Source organism: Magnetospirillum moscoviense, assembly GCF_001650635.1.
Taxonomy (GTDB): domain Bacteria; phylum Pseudomonadota; class Alphaproteobacteria; order Rhodospirillales; family Magnetospirillaceae; genus Magnetospirillum; species Magnetospirillum moscoviense.
Map to the genome: position 1 here is coordinate 14,892 of NZ_LWQU01000133.1, position 16,122 is coordinate 31,013.

14 protein-coding genes are annotated in these 16,122 nt (G+C 65.5%); 4 read left to right on the forward strand and 10 right to left on the reverse strand.

What is annotated here, in order from left to right:
* Positions 1 to 14 precede the first annotated feature (14 nt).
* Entirely contained in the window at positions 15 to 3,845 is a 3,831-nt protein-coding gene (locus A6A05_RS09300) for a CHAT domain-containing tetratricopeptide repeat protein (protein ID WP_068499696.1), read from the forward strand.
* Positions 3,846 to 4,086: 241 nt separating this feature from the next.
* Here the strand turns inward: A6A05_RS09300 and A6A05_RS09305 are convergent, their stop codons facing one another.
* The 10 genes from A6A05_RS09305 to A6A05_RS09350 form a co-directional block, all read right to left on the reverse strand.
* Positions 4,087 to 4,293, reverse strand: a complete 207-nt coding sequence (locus A6A05_RS09305) for a cold-shock protein (protein ID WP_068499765.1) — start codon at positions 4,291 to 4,293, stop codon at positions 4,087 to 4,089.
* Between the two features lie 214 nt (positions 4,294 to 4,507).
* The gene (locus A6A05_RS09310; RefSeq protein WP_082910838.1) at positions 4,508 to 4,906 is read right to left on the reverse strand and encodes a DUF1842 domain-containing protein; all 399 of its coding nucleotides are present in this window, start codon (positions 4,904 to 4,906) and stop codon (positions 4,508 to 4,510) included.
* 166 nt (positions 4,907 to 5,072) lie between these two features.
* Positions 5,073 to 5,816 (reverse strand): SDR family NAD(P)-dependent oxidoreductase, encoded by a 744-nt coding sequence (locus A6A05_RS09315; RefSeq protein WP_068499701.1) that lies wholly within the window; start codon positions 5,814 to 5,816, stop codon positions 5,073 to 5,075.
* Complete coding sequence (gene sppA, locus A6A05_RS09320) at positions 5,813 to 7,564, reverse strand: signal peptide peptidase SppA (RefSeq protein ID WP_068499703.1); 1,752 nt, start codon at positions 7,562 to 7,564, stop codon at positions 5,813 to 5,815. Before sppA ends, A6A05_RS09315 begins: the two co-directional genes overlap by 4 nt.
* Before the next feature lie 73 nt (positions 7,565 to 7,637).
* On the reverse strand, positions 7,638 to 8,966 hold the full coding sequence (locus A6A05_RS09325; protein WP_068499706.1) for a methyl-accepting chemotaxis protein: 1,329 nt from the start codon (positions 8,964 to 8,966) through the stop codon (positions 7,638 to 7,640).
* A gap of 91 nt (positions 8,967 to 9,057) precedes the next feature.
* Positions 9,058 to 10,254 (reverse strand): hypothetical protein, encoded by a 1,197-nt coding sequence (locus tag A6A05_RS09330; RefSeq protein WP_068499709.1) that lies wholly within the window; start codon positions 10,252 to 10,254, stop codon positions 9,058 to 9,060.
* A 190-nt stretch (positions 10,255 to 10,444) separates the two neighbouring features.
* Complete coding sequence (locus tag A6A05_RS09335) at positions 10,445 to 11,500, reverse strand: hypothetical protein (protein WP_245644250.1); 1,056 nt, start codon at positions 11,498 to 11,500, stop codon at positions 10,445 to 10,447.
* A gap of 186 nt (positions 11,501 to 11,686) precedes the next feature.
* The gene (map, locus tag A6A05_RS09340; RefSeq protein WP_068499715.1) at positions 11,687 to 12,487 is read right to left on the reverse strand and encodes a type I methionyl aminopeptidase; all 801 of its coding nucleotides are present in this window, start codon (positions 12,485 to 12,487) and stop codon (positions 11,687 to 11,689) included.
* Positions 12,488 to 12,497: 10 nt separating this feature from the next.
* Positions 12,498 to 13,211, reverse strand: coding sequence for a DNA/RNA nuclease SfsA (gene sfsA / locus A6A05_RS09345; protein ID WP_068499767.1), 714 nt, complete (start codon positions 13,209 to 13,211; stop codon positions 12,498 to 12,500).
* Positions 13,212 to 13,216: 5 nt separating this feature from the next.
* On the reverse strand, positions 13,217 to 14,128 hold the full coding sequence (locus A6A05_RS09350; RefSeq protein ID WP_068499718.1) for a methyltransferase domain-containing protein: 912 nt from the start codon (positions 14,126 to 14,128) through the stop codon (positions 13,217 to 13,219).
* Positions 14,129 to 14,168: 40 nt separating this feature from the next.
* Between A6A05_RS09350 and A6A05_RS09355 the strand changes: the two genes are divergently transcribed.
* From A6A05_RS09355 to A6A05_RS09365, 3 genes are read left to right on the forward strand one after another with little or no spacing between them, the layout of a single operon-like run.
* Entirely contained in the window at positions 14,169 to 14,906 is a 738-nt protein-coding gene (locus A6A05_RS09355) for a ComF family protein (RefSeq protein WP_068499721.1), read from the forward strand.
* A 40-nt stretch (positions 14,907 to 14,946) separates the two neighbouring features.
* The gene (gene grxC / locus A6A05_RS09360; RefSeq protein ID WP_068499723.1) at positions 14,947 to 15,213 is read left to right on the forward strand and encodes a glutaredoxin 3; all 267 of its coding nucleotides are present in this window, start codon (positions 14,947 to 14,949) and stop codon (positions 15,211 to 15,213) included.
* Positions 15,214 to 16,050, forward strand: coding sequence for a carbon-nitrogen hydrolase family protein (locus A6A05_RS09365; protein ID WP_068499726.1), 837 nt, complete (start codon positions 15,214 to 15,216; stop codon positions 16,048 to 16,050).
* Positions 16,051 to 16,122: the final 72 nt, after the last annotated feature.

Sequence of the window (16,122 nt, forward strand, 5' to 3'; positions counted from 1 at the left end):
CGGGAGAAACCGGTATGGCCGCACGTCGCACCCTTGCCTTCCTCGCCTGCGCCACCGCCTTGGGCGTGGTGCTGACGGTCGCATCACCCCAGCCGGCCTTCGCCCAGGGGGCGGCCCCGGGGCTGGCGGACCGGGCCAAGCAGGCGCTGGGCAAGGGCAACGCGGCCGAGGCCTTCACCTTGTACAAGAAGGCCCACGAGGCGGCGCCCTCCAACCTGGATTACGCCCACAACGCCGCCGCCCTGGCCATGCAGTTGGGCGATGTCGAATCGGCGGCCAGCCTGTTGCAGGCCGCGCACAAGATCGCCGTCGGCGCCGGCAAGCGGGACGACGCGGCGGCCTATGCCGCCGAGGTGGCCAAGCTGCGGGAAGCGGTGCCGCCGGCCATGGCCGAGCGCCAGGCCAAGGCGTCGGCCATTCCCGCCGGCCGCGAACCGGCGGTCGGCATGTGGAACCGCATGCGTCAGGCGGCGATGGCCGCCGCCGCCCAGGGCAACCTGGACCGCGCGCAAGAGGTGGGCGCCCAGGCTTTGTCGGTCGCCACCGATAATTTGGGCCCCGACCATATCGCCACGATCTACAGCGGCTCGGATATGGGGCAAATCCAGATGGCGGCCAGCAAAATCGAGCTGGCTGGTGCCAGCCTGAAGACGGCCGCCGCCGCCGCCGAGCGCGCCTTGGGGGCGGGACATCCGGAAACCTTGAAGATCCAGGGGCACCTGGCCGCCCTGGAAACGGCGCAGGCCCGCTTCCCCCAGGCCGCCCAGATCCAGGGCGAGATGGCCAAGGCCGCCGGCCAGGCCCTGGGGCCGATGCACGACCTGACCTTGTCGGCCCAGGCGGCGCAGGCCCGCTCGCTGCAGAATTCCGGGCGCTATCCCGAGGCTGAAAAGTTGCTGAACGCCGCCTGCGTGGCGCGCGCCAAGTCCTATGGCGAGGTCCATCCCAAGACCGGTACCTGCGTCGCCCAACAGGCCGAACTGGCCCGCCAGATGGGCGAGTACGACAAGGCCCAGCCCTTGATCGCCAAGGCGCTGTCCATTCAAGACAGCGCGCTGGCCGCCGGCGACCCGGCCGGCTTCTCGACCCGCTCGGAAGCCGCCGCCATCGCCTTTCGCATGGGCCGGCTGGACGAAGCCCAGGGGATGATGGAGGCCCTGGTCAAGGATGCCCAAACCGCCGGCGACGTCGAGACGGCGATGGCCATCAAGGGCGAGTTGGCCGAGGTGGTCGACGAGCGCGGCGACCATGTCCGCGCCGAGGCCCTGGCGAGGGAAGTCCTGGAGCATCAGAACAAGACTTTGGGCAACGCCCATCCCAATACCGTCGCCACCTTGTCGTCGCTGGGATCGATCTATCGCAAGCAGGGCCGGCTGGCCGAAGCCGAGGCGGTGTTCAAGGAAGCCTATGAGCGCTTCGAGAAGGTGCTGGGCCTGGATCATCGCTCGACCATCGTGGCGGCCAACAATCTGGGCGAAATCCTGGAGAAGCAGGGCCTGTACGATCAGGCCGAGCCTTATCTGCGCACCGCCGTCGAGGGCAGCCGCAAGGTGCTGGGCGATGCCCACCCCTCGACCCTGGTCAGCATGAACAATCTGGCCCTGCTGAACGAGAGCCAGGGCAATTTCGACAAGGCCGAGGCATTCTATAAAAGCGCCATCATCGTCTTCACCAAGAAGATGGGGGCCAATCACCCCGACACCTTGGCCTTCGTCAACAATCTGGCCTACCTCTATCTGCTGAAAGAGGAATTCGCCAACGCCGAGCCTTTGTTCCGCCAGGTGGTGGCGGCGTGGACCAAGTCCTATGGTCCGCGTCACATCAACACCTTGAAGGCGCGCAACTCGCTGGCCCGGACCATGCACCGCCAGGGTAAGCTGGCCGAGGCCGAGGCCTTGTTCCGCGAGGTGTTGAAGGCCAGGTCCGACGTGCTGGGGCCGAAGCATCTGGACGTGCTGCGCTCGCAGATCGACCTGGGCAACATGCTGCGGACCGCCAAGCGGTTGGACGATGCCGATTCAATGCTGACCAAGGCCGCCGCCATGGGCGAAGAGGTGCTGGGGCCGCTGCATCCCTATACCTTCGAGGCGATGAATGGCCTGGCCGACGTCAAGGTCGATAAGGGCGACCTGAAAGGTGGCCTGGGGGTGCGCGCCACCATCTTCGCGCGGCGCACCGACTTCCTGAACCGCATGCTGTACGTCACCGGCGACAATGCCCGTGAAGGCTATGTCCGGCTGCATCAGCCGGAATTGGCGGCCTATATGGACCTGCTGTCGCGGCTGGACCCGGAAACCGCCGGCAAGGGCTTGCTGGACGTCAGCCTGAACCGCAAGGGCATCTTGTTCAAGGTGGCGTCCGAGCTGGCCCAGTTGGGTCGCCTCAGCAAGAACCCAGAACTGGACAAGTTGAATTCCGAACTGACCGAGACGCGCAAGAAGCTGGCGGCGCTGACCCTGTCGGGGCCGACCGAGGAAACCAAGGACCGCCACGCCGAGGTTCTGCACGAGCTGGAAGAGCGCATCAACCGCCTGCAATCCGACCTGGGCCGCGCCAGCGTGCGGTTCCAGAAGACGGTGGAACGCATCAAGCTGGATGAGTTGGTCGAGTTCCTGCCCGAGGATTCGGTGCTGGTCGATTTCCAGCTGTTCACCCATGCCGGCAAGCAGAAGCTGGTGGCGGCGACGTTGCGCAAGGATGGCGGCAAGCCGGTCTATAGCATGATCGCCTATGACGATCCGGCCAAGATCGACGCCGCGATCCAGAAATACCGCACCGACATCCAAAGCGAGGAGATCGATCTCGACGAATTGCTGGAAGTGGGGCAGACGACCTATGGCCTGATCTGGGCGCCTTTGGCCGACAAGATCGGCAAGAAGTCGTCGGTCTACCTGATCCCCGACGGCATGCTGAACATTCTGCCCTTCACCGCCCTGGTGGAGAAGAACGGCAAGTATCTGATCGAGCGCCTGGATGTGCACATCTACACCACCGCCCGCAACCTGTTGCCCAACAAGTTGCCGCCGGCCACCGGCGGAATCATGATCAATGCCGGCCCCGACTATAATACCGAGGCGGTAACCGGGAAGGAGAACCTGGAAAAGGCCCGGTCGCGCGGCTCGTCGGTGGCGGGCGGCATGCGTGGCATGTCTTCTGGCATGCGCGGCCTGAAGTTCGACCCGCTGCCGGGTGCCGAGAAGGAAGGCCAGCTAATCCGTCAAAAGGTCACGGTGGTCGGCAAGACCAGCACCATCTACAGCAAGCTGGACGCCCAGGAGCGCGTGCTGCGCGACATGGAGCGCCCGCCCGAGGTTCTGCACATCGCGACCCACGGCTTCTTCCTGAAGCCCGACGATACCCTGAGGAAGCGCCTGTTGAAGCTGCAGCGCGGCGGCGACATCCAATTGCCGCCACCGGGCGATAACCCGCTGCTGCGGTCCGGTCTGGCCTTTGCCGGCATCAACGCCAACGCCCAGCTGCTGGGCGAGATCGACACCGATAATGACGGCGTGTTGACCGCGCTTGAGGTGCTGGGGCTGGACCTGACCGGCACCAAGCTGGCGATTCTGTCGGCCTGCGAAACCGGCCTGGGTGAAATTCATGAAGGCGAGGGCGTCTACGGCCTGCGTCGCGCCTTCCAAGAGGCCGGGGCTGGTTCGGTGGTGTCGTCCCTTTGGGAAGTCAGCGACGCCGGCACCCAGACCCTGATGAACGCGCTGTACGGCCGCCTGCTGGCCGGCAAGACCCCGCACCAGTCCCTGCGCGAGGCCCAATTGGAGATGCTGCGCATCGGTCAATGGAGCTCGCCCTATATCTGGTCGGCCTTCTTCATGGTCGACGGCTGATGACCCGGAGCAACCGGCCTTCAAAGCCTGTCTGAGTTTGGTGGAATCGGATTGTTATCTCGTCACCCTCGGGCTCGATCCGAGGGGCCAGCCTGCTGAGGCGGTTTCGGACCATGGCTGGCCGGGTCAAGCCCGGCCATGACGGGAGAAGGGCGTTGGCGCAGCGCTGTCTCGTCACAGCAAACGAAAAAGGCCCGGTCCCCAAAGGGGCCGGGCCTTTCCGTTGGCTAAGCCTGACGGCTTAGACGGCGCGGATGTTCACCGCAGCCATCTTGCCGGTGCGACCACGCTCCAGCTCGTAGGACAGCTTCTGACCTTCGTTCAGGCCGCTCATGCCGGCGCGCTCGACGGCCGAGATGTGGACGAACACGTCGGCCGAGCCGTCCTCGGGCTGAATGAAGCCGAAACCCTTGGTGCTGTTGAACCATTTCACGGTGCCAGTGGACATTAGATCCTCCATTGCTGGCGTGGCTCCGCGCCCGGTGGTGCGAAGCATCAAATCAGGTATGGGGAAGTCCAGGAGTGGCGGCCTTCGAAAAGGCGGCGTCGCGGGGGTTGCCCTAACTATTCGACCCGCAGATGTTGACAGCTTCCGGCCCTTTTCGCAAGGGCGAAATGAAGTCGCCGGAAGGGCGGCCTTCGCCACCCTTCCGGCGATGCCATTATTCTGCGGCGACCTGACCGATGGCCGGGGCGGTCTTGATCGGGGTGGTGAAGCTGATGGTGCCCTGGGCCGTGTCGGTGAACAGGTGCACATTGGCGACGCCGCTCTGCCAATCCTCGCCGACCACGGCCATGACCGACAGGTTGCGGCCCACCATGCCCGACTGGCTTTGCAGATCCATGCGGAAGTGGGTGTTGTTGGGCATCACCGTCATGGTGATCACCGGGCCGCTGACCGGCATGCGCACGTCCAGCGGCGGGTTGGTGGCCTGGGTGACGGTGGCGATGCCCGACGCGGTCTTGTGCACGGTATCGACCACCAGCTGCATCGACAGCACGCAGCCGCCGGGCATGGTTTCGGACGAGACGTAGGAAACGAGGAACGTACCGACAGTCATGGTGTGTGTCCTTCCTGCATGTTGTTTTCCTTGGTGCCCGAAGGATGGATGCCTCCACCGCTTTAGGTGGGATCATGCTAGCTTAAGCACACGCTAAAATAGAGTCTAATAATGTGACAAATCAGTGTTGATTGCATGCAGCTCGACGCAATCTGAGGTGGGAGGGCTAATAGAGGTGCTGGCCGCCGGTGACGAAGATCTCGCTGCCGGTGACATAGTCGAAGTCGGGGCCGCACAGGCGGAACACCGTGCCGGCGACGTCTTCGGGCGTGCCCATGCGTTCCAGCGGAATGCGCGGGACCAGGGCTTCGTATTCGGCGGAAATCATTTCGGTGCGAATTTCGCCCGGGGCCACGGCGTTGACCCGCACCCCCAACTGGGCCAGTTCCACCGCCATCTCGCGGGTCAGGCCCGACAGCGCCGCCTTCGAGGTGGAATAGGCCGAGCCGGCGAAGGGGTGGACGTAATGGCCGGCGATCGAGGTGATGTTGACGATGGAACCCTTGCCCTTGTGCAGCGCCCGGGCGAAACCGCGCGCCAGCCGAAGGGGCGCGAAGAAGTTCAGTTCGAACACTTCCTTCCAGCCGTCGATGGGGCCGTTCAACACCCCCAATCGTTCCTTGTAGGGGGTCTTGGGGCTGACGCCGGCATTATTGACCAGCGCGTTCAGCGGCGCGTCGCCCAACCAGGCATTGGCGGCGGCAATGAAGGCATCGGTGCTGGCGGGATCGGCCAGGTCGGTGACGACGTGATGGACCCAGTTGGGGTCGGATCGGCACGCCGCCGGCATCTCGGCCCGGGCGCAGGTGATCACCCGCCAGCCTTCGGCCAGGAACCGCCGGGCGATGGCGTGACCGATGCCGCGGCTGGCTCCGGTGACCACCGCCGTCAGCGGGCGCTGATCATTCATGGCCGCACCGGCATGCGCAAGGATCCGGCCTGCGGGTCCAGAATTTCCATCTGTTCCGCGACCGGGGCGATGATGCGGGCGATCTTTGCCATGGCCCGGGTCGATTCGTCGCCGACCAGCCCGCCGCCCAGCACCTTGCCCAGCATCTCCCACGGCTTCTTCGGCTCGGGGAAGGCGACCAGCTTCAACGGCGCGTCGCGCTCCAGCCCGGCCACCTCGCGAACCTGCTCGAAGGTGGTGGTCCAGCCGCCCAACACGTCCACCAGCCCGACCGTTTTGGCGTCGGCGCCGCTCCACACCCGGCCTCGCGCGACGGGTTCGATCTTATCCTTGGCGATCTTGCGGCCGTCGGCGGCCTTATGGGTGAAATCGGCGTAGATGTGGTCCATCATGGCGTTGACCCGTTCCAGCGCCTGGGGCGAGAAGGCGCTGTTGGTGCTCCACATGGTGGCGTTGTCGCCCCGGTGCAGTTCATCCCAACTGACCCCCAGCTTCTGCCAGAATTCGGTCAGAACCGCCTTGCCGGAAAACACCCCGATCGAGCCGGTGATGGTGCCTGGCTGGGCGACGATGCGGTCGGCACCCATGGCGACGAAGTAGCCCCCCGAGGCGGCGGCCCCGCCCATCGAGGCGACCACCGGCTTGCCGGCGGCGCGTGCCCGGCGTACTTCGTTCCATATGGTGTCGGACGCCACATACGAGCCCCCGGGGCTGTCGATACGCAAGATGATGGCCTTGACCGCCGGATCCTCGACGGCGTCGCGGAAGGCCTGGGCGATGGTGCCGGCATGGAAGCCCTGCTCGGCGCCGAACGGGCCTTCTTCATCGCCACGGACGATGGTGCCGCTGCCGGTGATGACCGCCACCTTGGTCCCGCTCGCCTTGGGCTGGCGGGCACCATAGGCGGCCAGATCGACCTTCTTGATCTTGGTGTCGAAGGCGGCGGCACTCCATGCCTCGTCGCGATAGCCCAGATGATCGACCAGGCCGGCCGCCAGGGCCTCGGCTGCCAGGAATGGGCCCTTGCCGAACAGGGCGCGCACCTTCTCGGTCGGCATCTTGCGGCTTTCGGCGATGCCGGTGATGACTTGATCGCTCCACGAATCCAACAGGCCGTTCAGCGTCTCGGCCTGGGCCGGCGAATAGCGCTTTTCGGTGAAGGTCTCGGGCGCGGTCTTGTATTCCTTGCGGGCGACCACCTGCGGCTGGATGCCCAGCATATCAAGCGTGCCCCTGAGGAATGGCGATTCCGCGGCGAAGCCGGTCAGGCCGACATCGCCCGACGGCTGCAGCCACACCTTGCCGAAGGCCGAGGCGACATAGACCGCCAGCGTGCCGTTGCCTAACTCGCCCATGGATTCTGCGAACAAAACCGCCTGTTTGCCCGATTCCTTGAAGCGGCCGATTGCGGCGCGGATCTCTTGGGCTTCGGCCATCGACAATTGGGTCTGGCCGATGGTGGCGAACAGGCCAACCACCTGCGGGTCACGGGCCGCCGCGTCCAGGGCCTGGACCAACTCGCGCAGGACATATTCGCGTTTGCCCGACAGCATTGCGAACGGGTCGGACGACGCGGTCTCGTGGATCTTGGATTCAAGGTCCAAGGTCAGGACCATCTTCTTGGGCAGGGCCGGCTCGACCTTGTCGTGCAGCGCGGAAAACCCCCAGATGGCGCCGATCATGCCGACGACCACCAACAGGCCGATCACCGCGAAGGTGCCGACGATGAAACGAAGCACACGGCGCATGGTCGGCTATCCTTGCAATGACGAACATCCATCATCGGGTGTAGGCGCAGCCGGGCCCTCGGTCAATGGGGCGTTAGCTATAAACGGCGGCCAACTCGTCCAGCAGACGCTGCACTTCCTTCGACGGCTCCTCGATGGCGGCGACCAGTTCGACCGCGTCCTCGAACTTTCCATCGGCGTACAATTGCGCCGCCTGGATGCCCATGTCGTGCACGCGCTTGTGCGGGGCTTCCAGCGCCAGGAAGGCCGGATGGGACTTCATCGAGGCGTCCTGGACCTGATCGTACCACTTGCCCAGGCGGCATTGGTGATGGTTGGCCAGTTCGTGCGGATTGAGCTTGGCCCGGTCCACCAGCATTTCGGCCAGACGGCGACGCCACACCATGTGGTCGGACTTGGCCAGCAAGATCACCGCGTTCTTCATCTCGACTTCGATCAGGCTGGTCAGCATGTCGGTCAGGCTGGCGCTGGCGATCGACGCGGTATCGATCAACTTGTTGATGGAATCGGTGTCGGACTTCGAGCGTTCGGTGGCCAATTCCAGGTTGCTGGCGATTTCCTGGGCGGCCTGGCGCTGCTGGCCCAGATGGTCGGCGATTTCCTGCATCAAGGCGGTGACGTCGCGGATTTCCTCGGAAACCTGGCGCATCTTGCCGACCGAGGACAACACCGCCTGCTCGCCCTGGCGCACCGCTTCGGCGCCTTGTTCCATGCCGGCCAGGATGGCGTCGGTCTCGGTCTTCAGGCCGCCGATGCGGTCGCGGATGTCGGTGGTGGCCGCCGCCGTCTGGTTGGCCAGGGCCTTGACCTCGTTGGCGACCACGGCGAAGCCCTTGCCGGCCTCGCCGGCACGCGCAGCCTCGATGGTGGCGTTCAAGGCCAGCAGGTTGGTCTGGCGGGCGATCTGCTCGATCTGCTTGACGATGGCGCCGATCGAGGCCGAGGTGTCCGACAGCCGCGCCACCCGTTCGGCGGTGTCGTTGACGGTGACCACCATGTCGCGCATGGTCGAAACCACCAGCTCGTTGCTGCGCGCCCCTTCGTCCGAAATGTCCTGCACCGAATGCGCGTTCGAGGCCGCCAGTTCCGAGGTGCGGCTGATGGCCTGAACGGTGGCGACCATTTCCTCGGTCGAGGCCGAGATGGTGGCCATGCGCTGGCTCATCTCGCGAATCGAGCGCATGGTCTGCACCGATTGGGTGACGGTGTCGTTCAGGAAGATCGACATGCCGACCGAGTGGCGCAAAAGCCCCTTCGAACGGTCCTCGAGCTTGTCGGCCAGTTCGCGCAGCTTGGCCGGAAGGCCTTCGGGGGCATCCGGAAGCGAAAGATACTTGCCGTCGATCAGGCGATCGACCAGATCGTTCAGGTTGGACAAAGGCACAGGGGGTTCGGCATTCATGCTGGGGCTCCATGCATGGAATTTGGCAAACCATACCCCCGGAACGCAGGAACGCAAATAAAAGCTGCGCTAAAATTAGAGTAATTCGAACCTAGCCGGTCTTCTGGGCGGCGGCGGCGAACAGGCGGGTGATGAAGTCGGCAATCTGTCGGTTGGTGCTGGCTTGGCCCAAATTCGCCGCTTGCGCGCGCTGGACGATCTTGGCGACATATTCGGGGCGGCCGGGCACCCCGAAGGCCTTTTCGAAATTCTCGTCGCCCAGGGCGGCGTTGGCGCTCATCAGGAACACCGCCAACTGATCGACGCGCAGGGCGAGGTCGCCCACCAGCTTCTTTCCGACCGATGCGCTGACGATGCCCAGCTTGCCGGTGACGCTGATGGCGTTGGCGGCATTGGGAATGACCTCGCGGACCTTGGGGTCCAGCAGCGCGTTGGCGAAGGCCTTGGCCTGCAGCCGCTTGCCGTCGGGGGTCAGGATTTCGGACAGCCGGGCCCGCTCGTCCTTGTCGGCGCTTGGGCGGTTGATCTCGATGCGGGCCATGCCGTCGCTCACCCGTTCGGACCCGGTCACCGAAACCGGCAGCGGGGCGGGGGCGGTGGGGGCGACCTGGAAGCCGGAGGTCTGGGCGTCGCTGACCACCGGGGTCGGCGGCGGCGGGTTGTCGGGGTCCGAGCGCAGCCGCCGAATGTCCTCGGGCAGGCGGTATTCCAGCAGGCGCTCGCCCAGCCGGCGAACCATGCCGGGATTCATCTGGACATATTCCGGGATGATCGGCACCTGCCAGTCGTGCAGCAGATATTCCTGAAAGGCGTTGTAAAGAATCTCGCCCTGGGTCAGCGGCCCCGATGTGGTGCGGGGGTGGTGGCGGGTGACCAGCGAGCGCAGCTTGGCGAACAGACCCCGGCGCGAGTTGGGGGCCTTTCGTTTCCTGGGCTTGGTCGATCCGTCCAGGCGCAGGCGGAAGTGGCGCTTGGCGGCGGTGCGCACCACCATGGCGATGACGTCGTCCAAACTGCGGCCGCATTCCAGCAGCGCGTCGGCGTCCTCGACCGTGACTTTGTGGCGGTCCACCAGCAGGTGGCGAAATTGATCGGTGTTGGTGCGAAACGCCATGAAACAGCGGTTCAGCAGATCGACATCGTCCAAGATGGTGTCGAGCGCGGTGCGGCGCGGCAAAGCGCGCACCTCGGGCACCAGTTCGGCCAAGGCGGCGACCACCGGGCCTTGCAAGGTGGCGGTGATCTTTCTGACGACGTTCAAATGGTCGCGCGACTGGTTATCGGGCATCAGGGTGCTCGTGGGTCTGCCTGTTGCCGATCATGTGGGAATGACCTTACTTAATCGCTAGTGTGGTGATTTCGAAGTTGGCACCATTCCGCAAACGTCAAAATCACCAAACAATTCAACAAATTAGCGGCCTGCTTATCGACGAAATCCGTGTTGCGGATTTCGTGGGCAGGACGCTAGCGACGACGACCTATGACTGACGGACGAACAGCCGCCGGGTGAAGGCGGCGCAATCGGCCAGACTGGTCTTTTGCGAAATGCCTTGCTGGCGGGCCTTCTGGGTCAGACGCATCAGCATCGCCGGGTCGCCGGGATGGCCGAAGACGCGAGCGAAGGTGTCGGGGCCAGCCACTTCGTGGGCGACCAGCAAGATCAGCGCCAGTTGGTCCATGCGCAGCCCCAGTTCGGCGACCAGGATCTTGGCGGTGCCGCCGCCGACGGCGCTCAAGGCCTCGGTCATCAGCGACATACGCCGGCCGCTTTTGACCAGCGAGCGCAGGGTTTCCTCGCGCAGGGCGAAATTGAAGGCCTCCATGCGCAGACGCTGGCCCCCCGGGGCCAGGACGTCGGACAGGCGCGCGCGTTCGTCCTTCGAGCCGGCGGTCGGCGGCTCGGGCGCGTCGGGGACGTCGAACAAGGCGGCAGCCTCGGCCGGGTCATCGACGATGCGGCGCAGATGGTCGGGGTCGCGCAGTTCCAGGATTTTCGGCCCCAGGGCGCGGGCCAGGTTGGGGGTCATGTCGGCATAGGTCGGCACCAGCGGTACCTGCCATTCGTGCAGCAGGTTGGCCTTCAGGGCGTCGTACAACTCGTCGGCGCGGGCGCGCTGGGCGGCGTCCGCAGCCGGCGGTGCCTTGGGCTTGGCCGGCGCGCAGGGGCCGACCTTCAGCATGGTGGCGACCTTGGTCATCAGGCCCACGGGTTCTGCCTCGGCCATCTGGGGGCGCGGGCACATCCGGGCGCGGAAATGGCGTTTGGCGGCGGTGCGGACGATCATCGCCACCACCTGTTCCAGGGTGCGGCCACACGACAACTCCGCACCGTCGTCGGTTACCGGCGTCTTGGCGGCATCGACCAGGACCTGGGAAAACTTGGCCCGCTGTGCGCGGAAGGCCGAAAAGCAGCGCTCGAGCAACGTCAGATCGCCCAGCGCCCGCTGATAAGCCTGGTCGCGCGGAATGTTTTTCAATTCCGGGACGAACGGCGCAAGGATTTCGACGACGGACCCCTGCAGGGTCTCGTTCACACGGCGAACCGCCTCGCCAGCATCAACCGATAATGCCCCCACCGACATGTTGCCCCCACAATCTTGAAGCCCTATCCCCCCGGATAGTCGCTTGGCCTTCTTGATTTTGGCGGAAATCCTGAGACTTTCGCATAGGTACTATTCCGCACCTGTGCGTTCCATGTCAATAAAATGTAAACCTGGACGCTAGTAGGGGGGACAGTGCAGCCCTGCCGGCGAGGCGGTGAAGATTTCGCAGCCGGTGGCGGTGACGCCGATCGAGTGTTCGAACTGCGCCGACAGGGACTTGTCCTTGGTCACCGCGGTCCAGCCGTCGGCCAGGATCTTGGTGTCGGCGCGGCCGGCATTGATCATCGGCTCGATGGTGAAGAACATGCCCTCCTTCAAGACGATGCCCTGGCCGGGCACGCCGTAATGCATGACGTTGGGCGGCTCGTGGAAGGTGCGGCCCAGGCCGTGGCCGCAGAAGTCGCGCACCACGCTGAAGCGCTGCTTCTCGACATGGTTCTGGATGGCCCAGCCGATATCGCCCAGGGTGGCGCCGGGCTTGACGATGTCGATGGCCAGCATCAACGCCTCGTAGGTGATTTCCACCAGCTTGCGCGCCTTGATGCCGACCTTGCCGACGTAATACATGCGGCTGGAATCGCCGTGCCAGCCATCGACGATGGGGGTGACGTCGATATTGACGATGTCGCCGTCTTCTAAGCGCTTGTCGCCGGGAATGCCGTGGCACACCACGTGGTTGACCGAGGTGCAGATCGAGCGAGGAAAGCCGCGATAGTTCAAGGGCGCCGACACCGCGCCGCGGGCGGCGATGAATTCGGCACACAGGCGGTCGATCTCGGCGGTGGTGACGCCCGGCTGCACGAAGGGGGTGATGTAATCCAGCGTCTCGGCGGCCAGCTTGCCTGCCTTGTGCATGGCGTCGAAATCGGCCCGGGGATGCAAGATGATCCGGCTCGCCTCGCGGTCTTCGCGTTCCATGGGGTGCTGCTTAACTCGTCTGTTCCAAATGCAGGGGCAGGGGCGATCCGATGTCGATGCCGTCCAGCCCCATGCGGCAGGTATAGCAGATCGTCTCGACGCCGTCGCCTACCGCCTTCTTCAGTCCGGCGGCATAGGTCGGGTCGATGTCGGCGGCCGGGCGAAAGGCGGTGCAATCCTCGCGCTGGACCAGATACAGCATCACCGCGCGGTCGCCCAGACGGACCTGGTCGGCCAGTTCTTCCAGATGCTTGGCGCCGCGGGCGGTGACGGCATCGGGAAATTCCGCCCAATCTCCCCGCTTCAGGTGGACGTTCTTGACCTCGACCCAGCAGGGCGGGCGGCCGTCGGCCTCCAGCAGCAGGTCGATGCGCGAGTTGCGGCTGCCGTAGCGGACCTCGCGGCGGACCCGGTCATAGCCGGCCAGTTCCGGGATCAATCCGGCGCTGATGGCGTCGGCGGCGATGCGGTTGGGGTGGGCGGTGTTGACGCCGACCAGATGGCCGTCGATCTCGACCAGTTCCCAGCTCCAGGCCAGCTTGCGGGTCGGGCTGTCCGAGCGGGACAGCCACACCCGGCTGCCGGGGGCCGAGGTGCCCAGCATCGAGCCGGAATTGGCCAGATGCGCGGTGATTTCGGCTCCGTCGTCGAAGCGGACATCGGCCAGGAAGCGCTTGTAGCGCTTGATCAGGGTGGCCGGGACCAGGGGTGTGGGAAAGCGCACGGGCATCAATCCGTCTGCGGCCGCAGCGGCGCGCAGGGATTGTTGAGCGCGGTGACCAGCGAGGTCTGGGCCGAACCGGGGGCCAGCGGCTTGGGCTGGCTGGGGTGCGGCTTCCAGGCGGTCATGGTCAACAGCTGGAAGGTGGCCGGCATCCGGCCCGTGGAATCGGCGAAGCGTTCCGGATAGCGGGCCAGGGCGGTGAACAAGGTGGCGCGCCGGGTCAGGCCCTTGCGTTGCTGGGCCACCGCGTTGGTCTCGCCCATGCCGCGCAGGTCGGCCAGCAGGCTCATCGGGTCGGCGTAGCTGACGGTCAGATGCTCGGAATCGGCCACCGGCAGGGCGAAGCCCGCCCGCTGCAGCAGGCCGCCCAGATCACGCACCTCGGCCATCGGCGACACCCGGGGGCTTAAGCCGCCTTCGACGCTGATCTCGGCGTCGGCCAGGGCCTGGCGCAGTTCCATCAAGGTGTCGCCGCCCAGCATCACCGCCAGGAACAACCCGTCCGGCTTCAGGACCCGGCGGATCTGGACCAGGGTGCCGGGCAGGTCGTTGACCCAATGCAGCGACAGGCACGACAGCACCAGATCGAAGGAATCGTCGGCGAAGGGCAGCCATTCCTCGTCGGCGGCCAGGGTGATCCGTCCGCTTCGCGCCGCGCGCCCGGCCATGGCCGGCGACAGGTCGCATTGCACCAGCGTCTCGATGCCGCCGCGCTTGCCCAGCGTCTGGCCCAGCTCGCCGGTGTGGCAGCCCAGGTCCAGCGCCACCGGAAAGCGCCGGGTGACGTCGTCCAGGCGGTCGGCCAGACGCTCGGCCGCTTCGCGTACCAGGAAGTCGTGGGACGGGAAGGCCTTGGCGGCGCGGTCGCGCCGCTTGCGCAACAGCGAGCGGTCGAAAATGGTGATAGGATCAGCCATCCATCCATATGACATGGTCGGCGTAGCCGGGGGAAGTGGGATGAGGGGGGCAAGACGGTGGATCAGGCTTGCGCTCGACGCAGTGCTGCCGCCCTTGTGTCCGTCCTGCGGGGCCATGGTCGGCGAGCCCGGCGCGCTGTGCCCGGATTGCTGGGGGCAGATCACCTTCCTGTCCGCGCCCTGTTGCGATGCCTGCGGCCATCCCTTCGAGATCGATGCCGGCCCCGGCGCCCTGTGCGGCCTGTGCGCGCGCGAAGCGCCGCCATGGGCGCGGGCGCGGGCGGTGTTTCGCTATGACGATGCCTCGAAGCCCTTGGTGCTGCGCCTCAAGCATGCCGACCGGCTGGAAGGGGCGCCGACCTTTGCCCGCTGGCTGGCGCGCTCCGGTGCCGATCTGATCCATGACGCCGATTTGATCGTGCCGGTGCCGCTGCACCGGCTGCGGCTGTTGTCTAGGCGCTATAATCAGGCCGCGGTGCTGGCCAACGCATTGGGCCGGCTGACCGGCAAGCCGGTGGCGCCTGACCTTCTGGTGCGCACCCGCGCCACCCCGGCCCAGGGCCATCTGGGCCGCGACGAACGCGCCGCCAATGTCAGGGGCGCCTTCGCCGTGCGTCCGTCAGGGCGCCACCGGCTGGCGGGCAAGCGGGTGCTGCTGGTTGACGACGTGTTGACGACGGGCGCGACGGTGGGCGAATGCGCCCGAATCCTGGTCACGACCGGCGCGCATGGCGTCGATGTCCTGACGCTGGGGCGCGTGGTGTTGCCCCACGCCTGACCCGCGCTATATAAAGGTCGCCTGATTGACGGAGTATCCGATGCCCGCCCTTGAGATCGAAATCTACACCACCCGCGTCTGCCCCTATTGCGTCCGCGCCAAGAAGCTGTTCCAGAAGAAGGGGGTTTCCTACAAGGAAATCGATGTCTCGGATGACGAGCAGATGCGCGAGTTCATGATCAACCGCTCGGGTGGCAAGCGCACCGTGCCGCAGATCTTCATCAACGGCACCCATGTCGGCGGCTGCGACGATCTGTACGATCTGGAATCCGACGGCAAGCTCGATCCCATGCTGGCGGGTGCCTAGGTGAAGGGCGAGGTCTTCAAGGCGGCCTGCCTTCAGGTCAACGCCAGCAACGATCTGCAGGCCAACATCGACGAGGCCAGCCGCCTGTGCGTCGAGGCCCGCGCCGCCGGCGCCGAGTTGATCTTGATGCCGGAAAACGTGGCGATGATGGAATGGGGGCGGTCGAACATCGTCCTCAAGGCCATGCCCGAGGACCAGCATCTCGCCCTGAAATCCTTCCAGTCCCTGGCCCGCGAGCTGGGCTGCTGGCTGCATGTCGGCTCGCTGGCGGTGCTGGTGGATGACGGCATGGTCGCCAACCGGACCTATGTGATCAATCCGTCCGGGCTGATCTCGGCCAAGTACGACAAGATCCATATGTTCGACGTCGATCTGGGCCTGGGCGAGGTCTACAAGGAATCGGCGACTTTCCGCCCGGGCGACAGTGCCCAGGTGGCCCGCCTGCCATGGGGGCGGATGGGCCTGTCGGTGTGCTACGACCTGCGGTTCCCCCATCTGTACCGCGCCTATGGCCAGGCCGGCTGCAATTTCCTGGCGGTGCCGGCGGCCTTCACCCGCACCACCGGCCGCGCCCATTGGCATGTGCTGCTGCGCGCGCGTGCCATCGAGACCGGCTGCTACGTCTTCGCCCCGGCCCAGTGCGGCACCCATGTCAACAACCGCGAGACCTATGGCCACGCCCTGATCGTGTCGCCGTGGGGCGAGATTCTGGCCGACGCGCTGGAACAGCCGGGCTTCGTCATCGCCGACATCGACATCAAGGAAGTGATCGAGGCCCGGCGCAAGGTGCCGTGCCTGGAACATGACCGCCCGTTTTCGCTGCCGCCCAAGGGCTGATCAGTCGTTCGTGCAAAAGGAGAGAAATAGGCTTGGGGCGGCCCTGCGCCTATTTTTCGCGTTTGACAACGG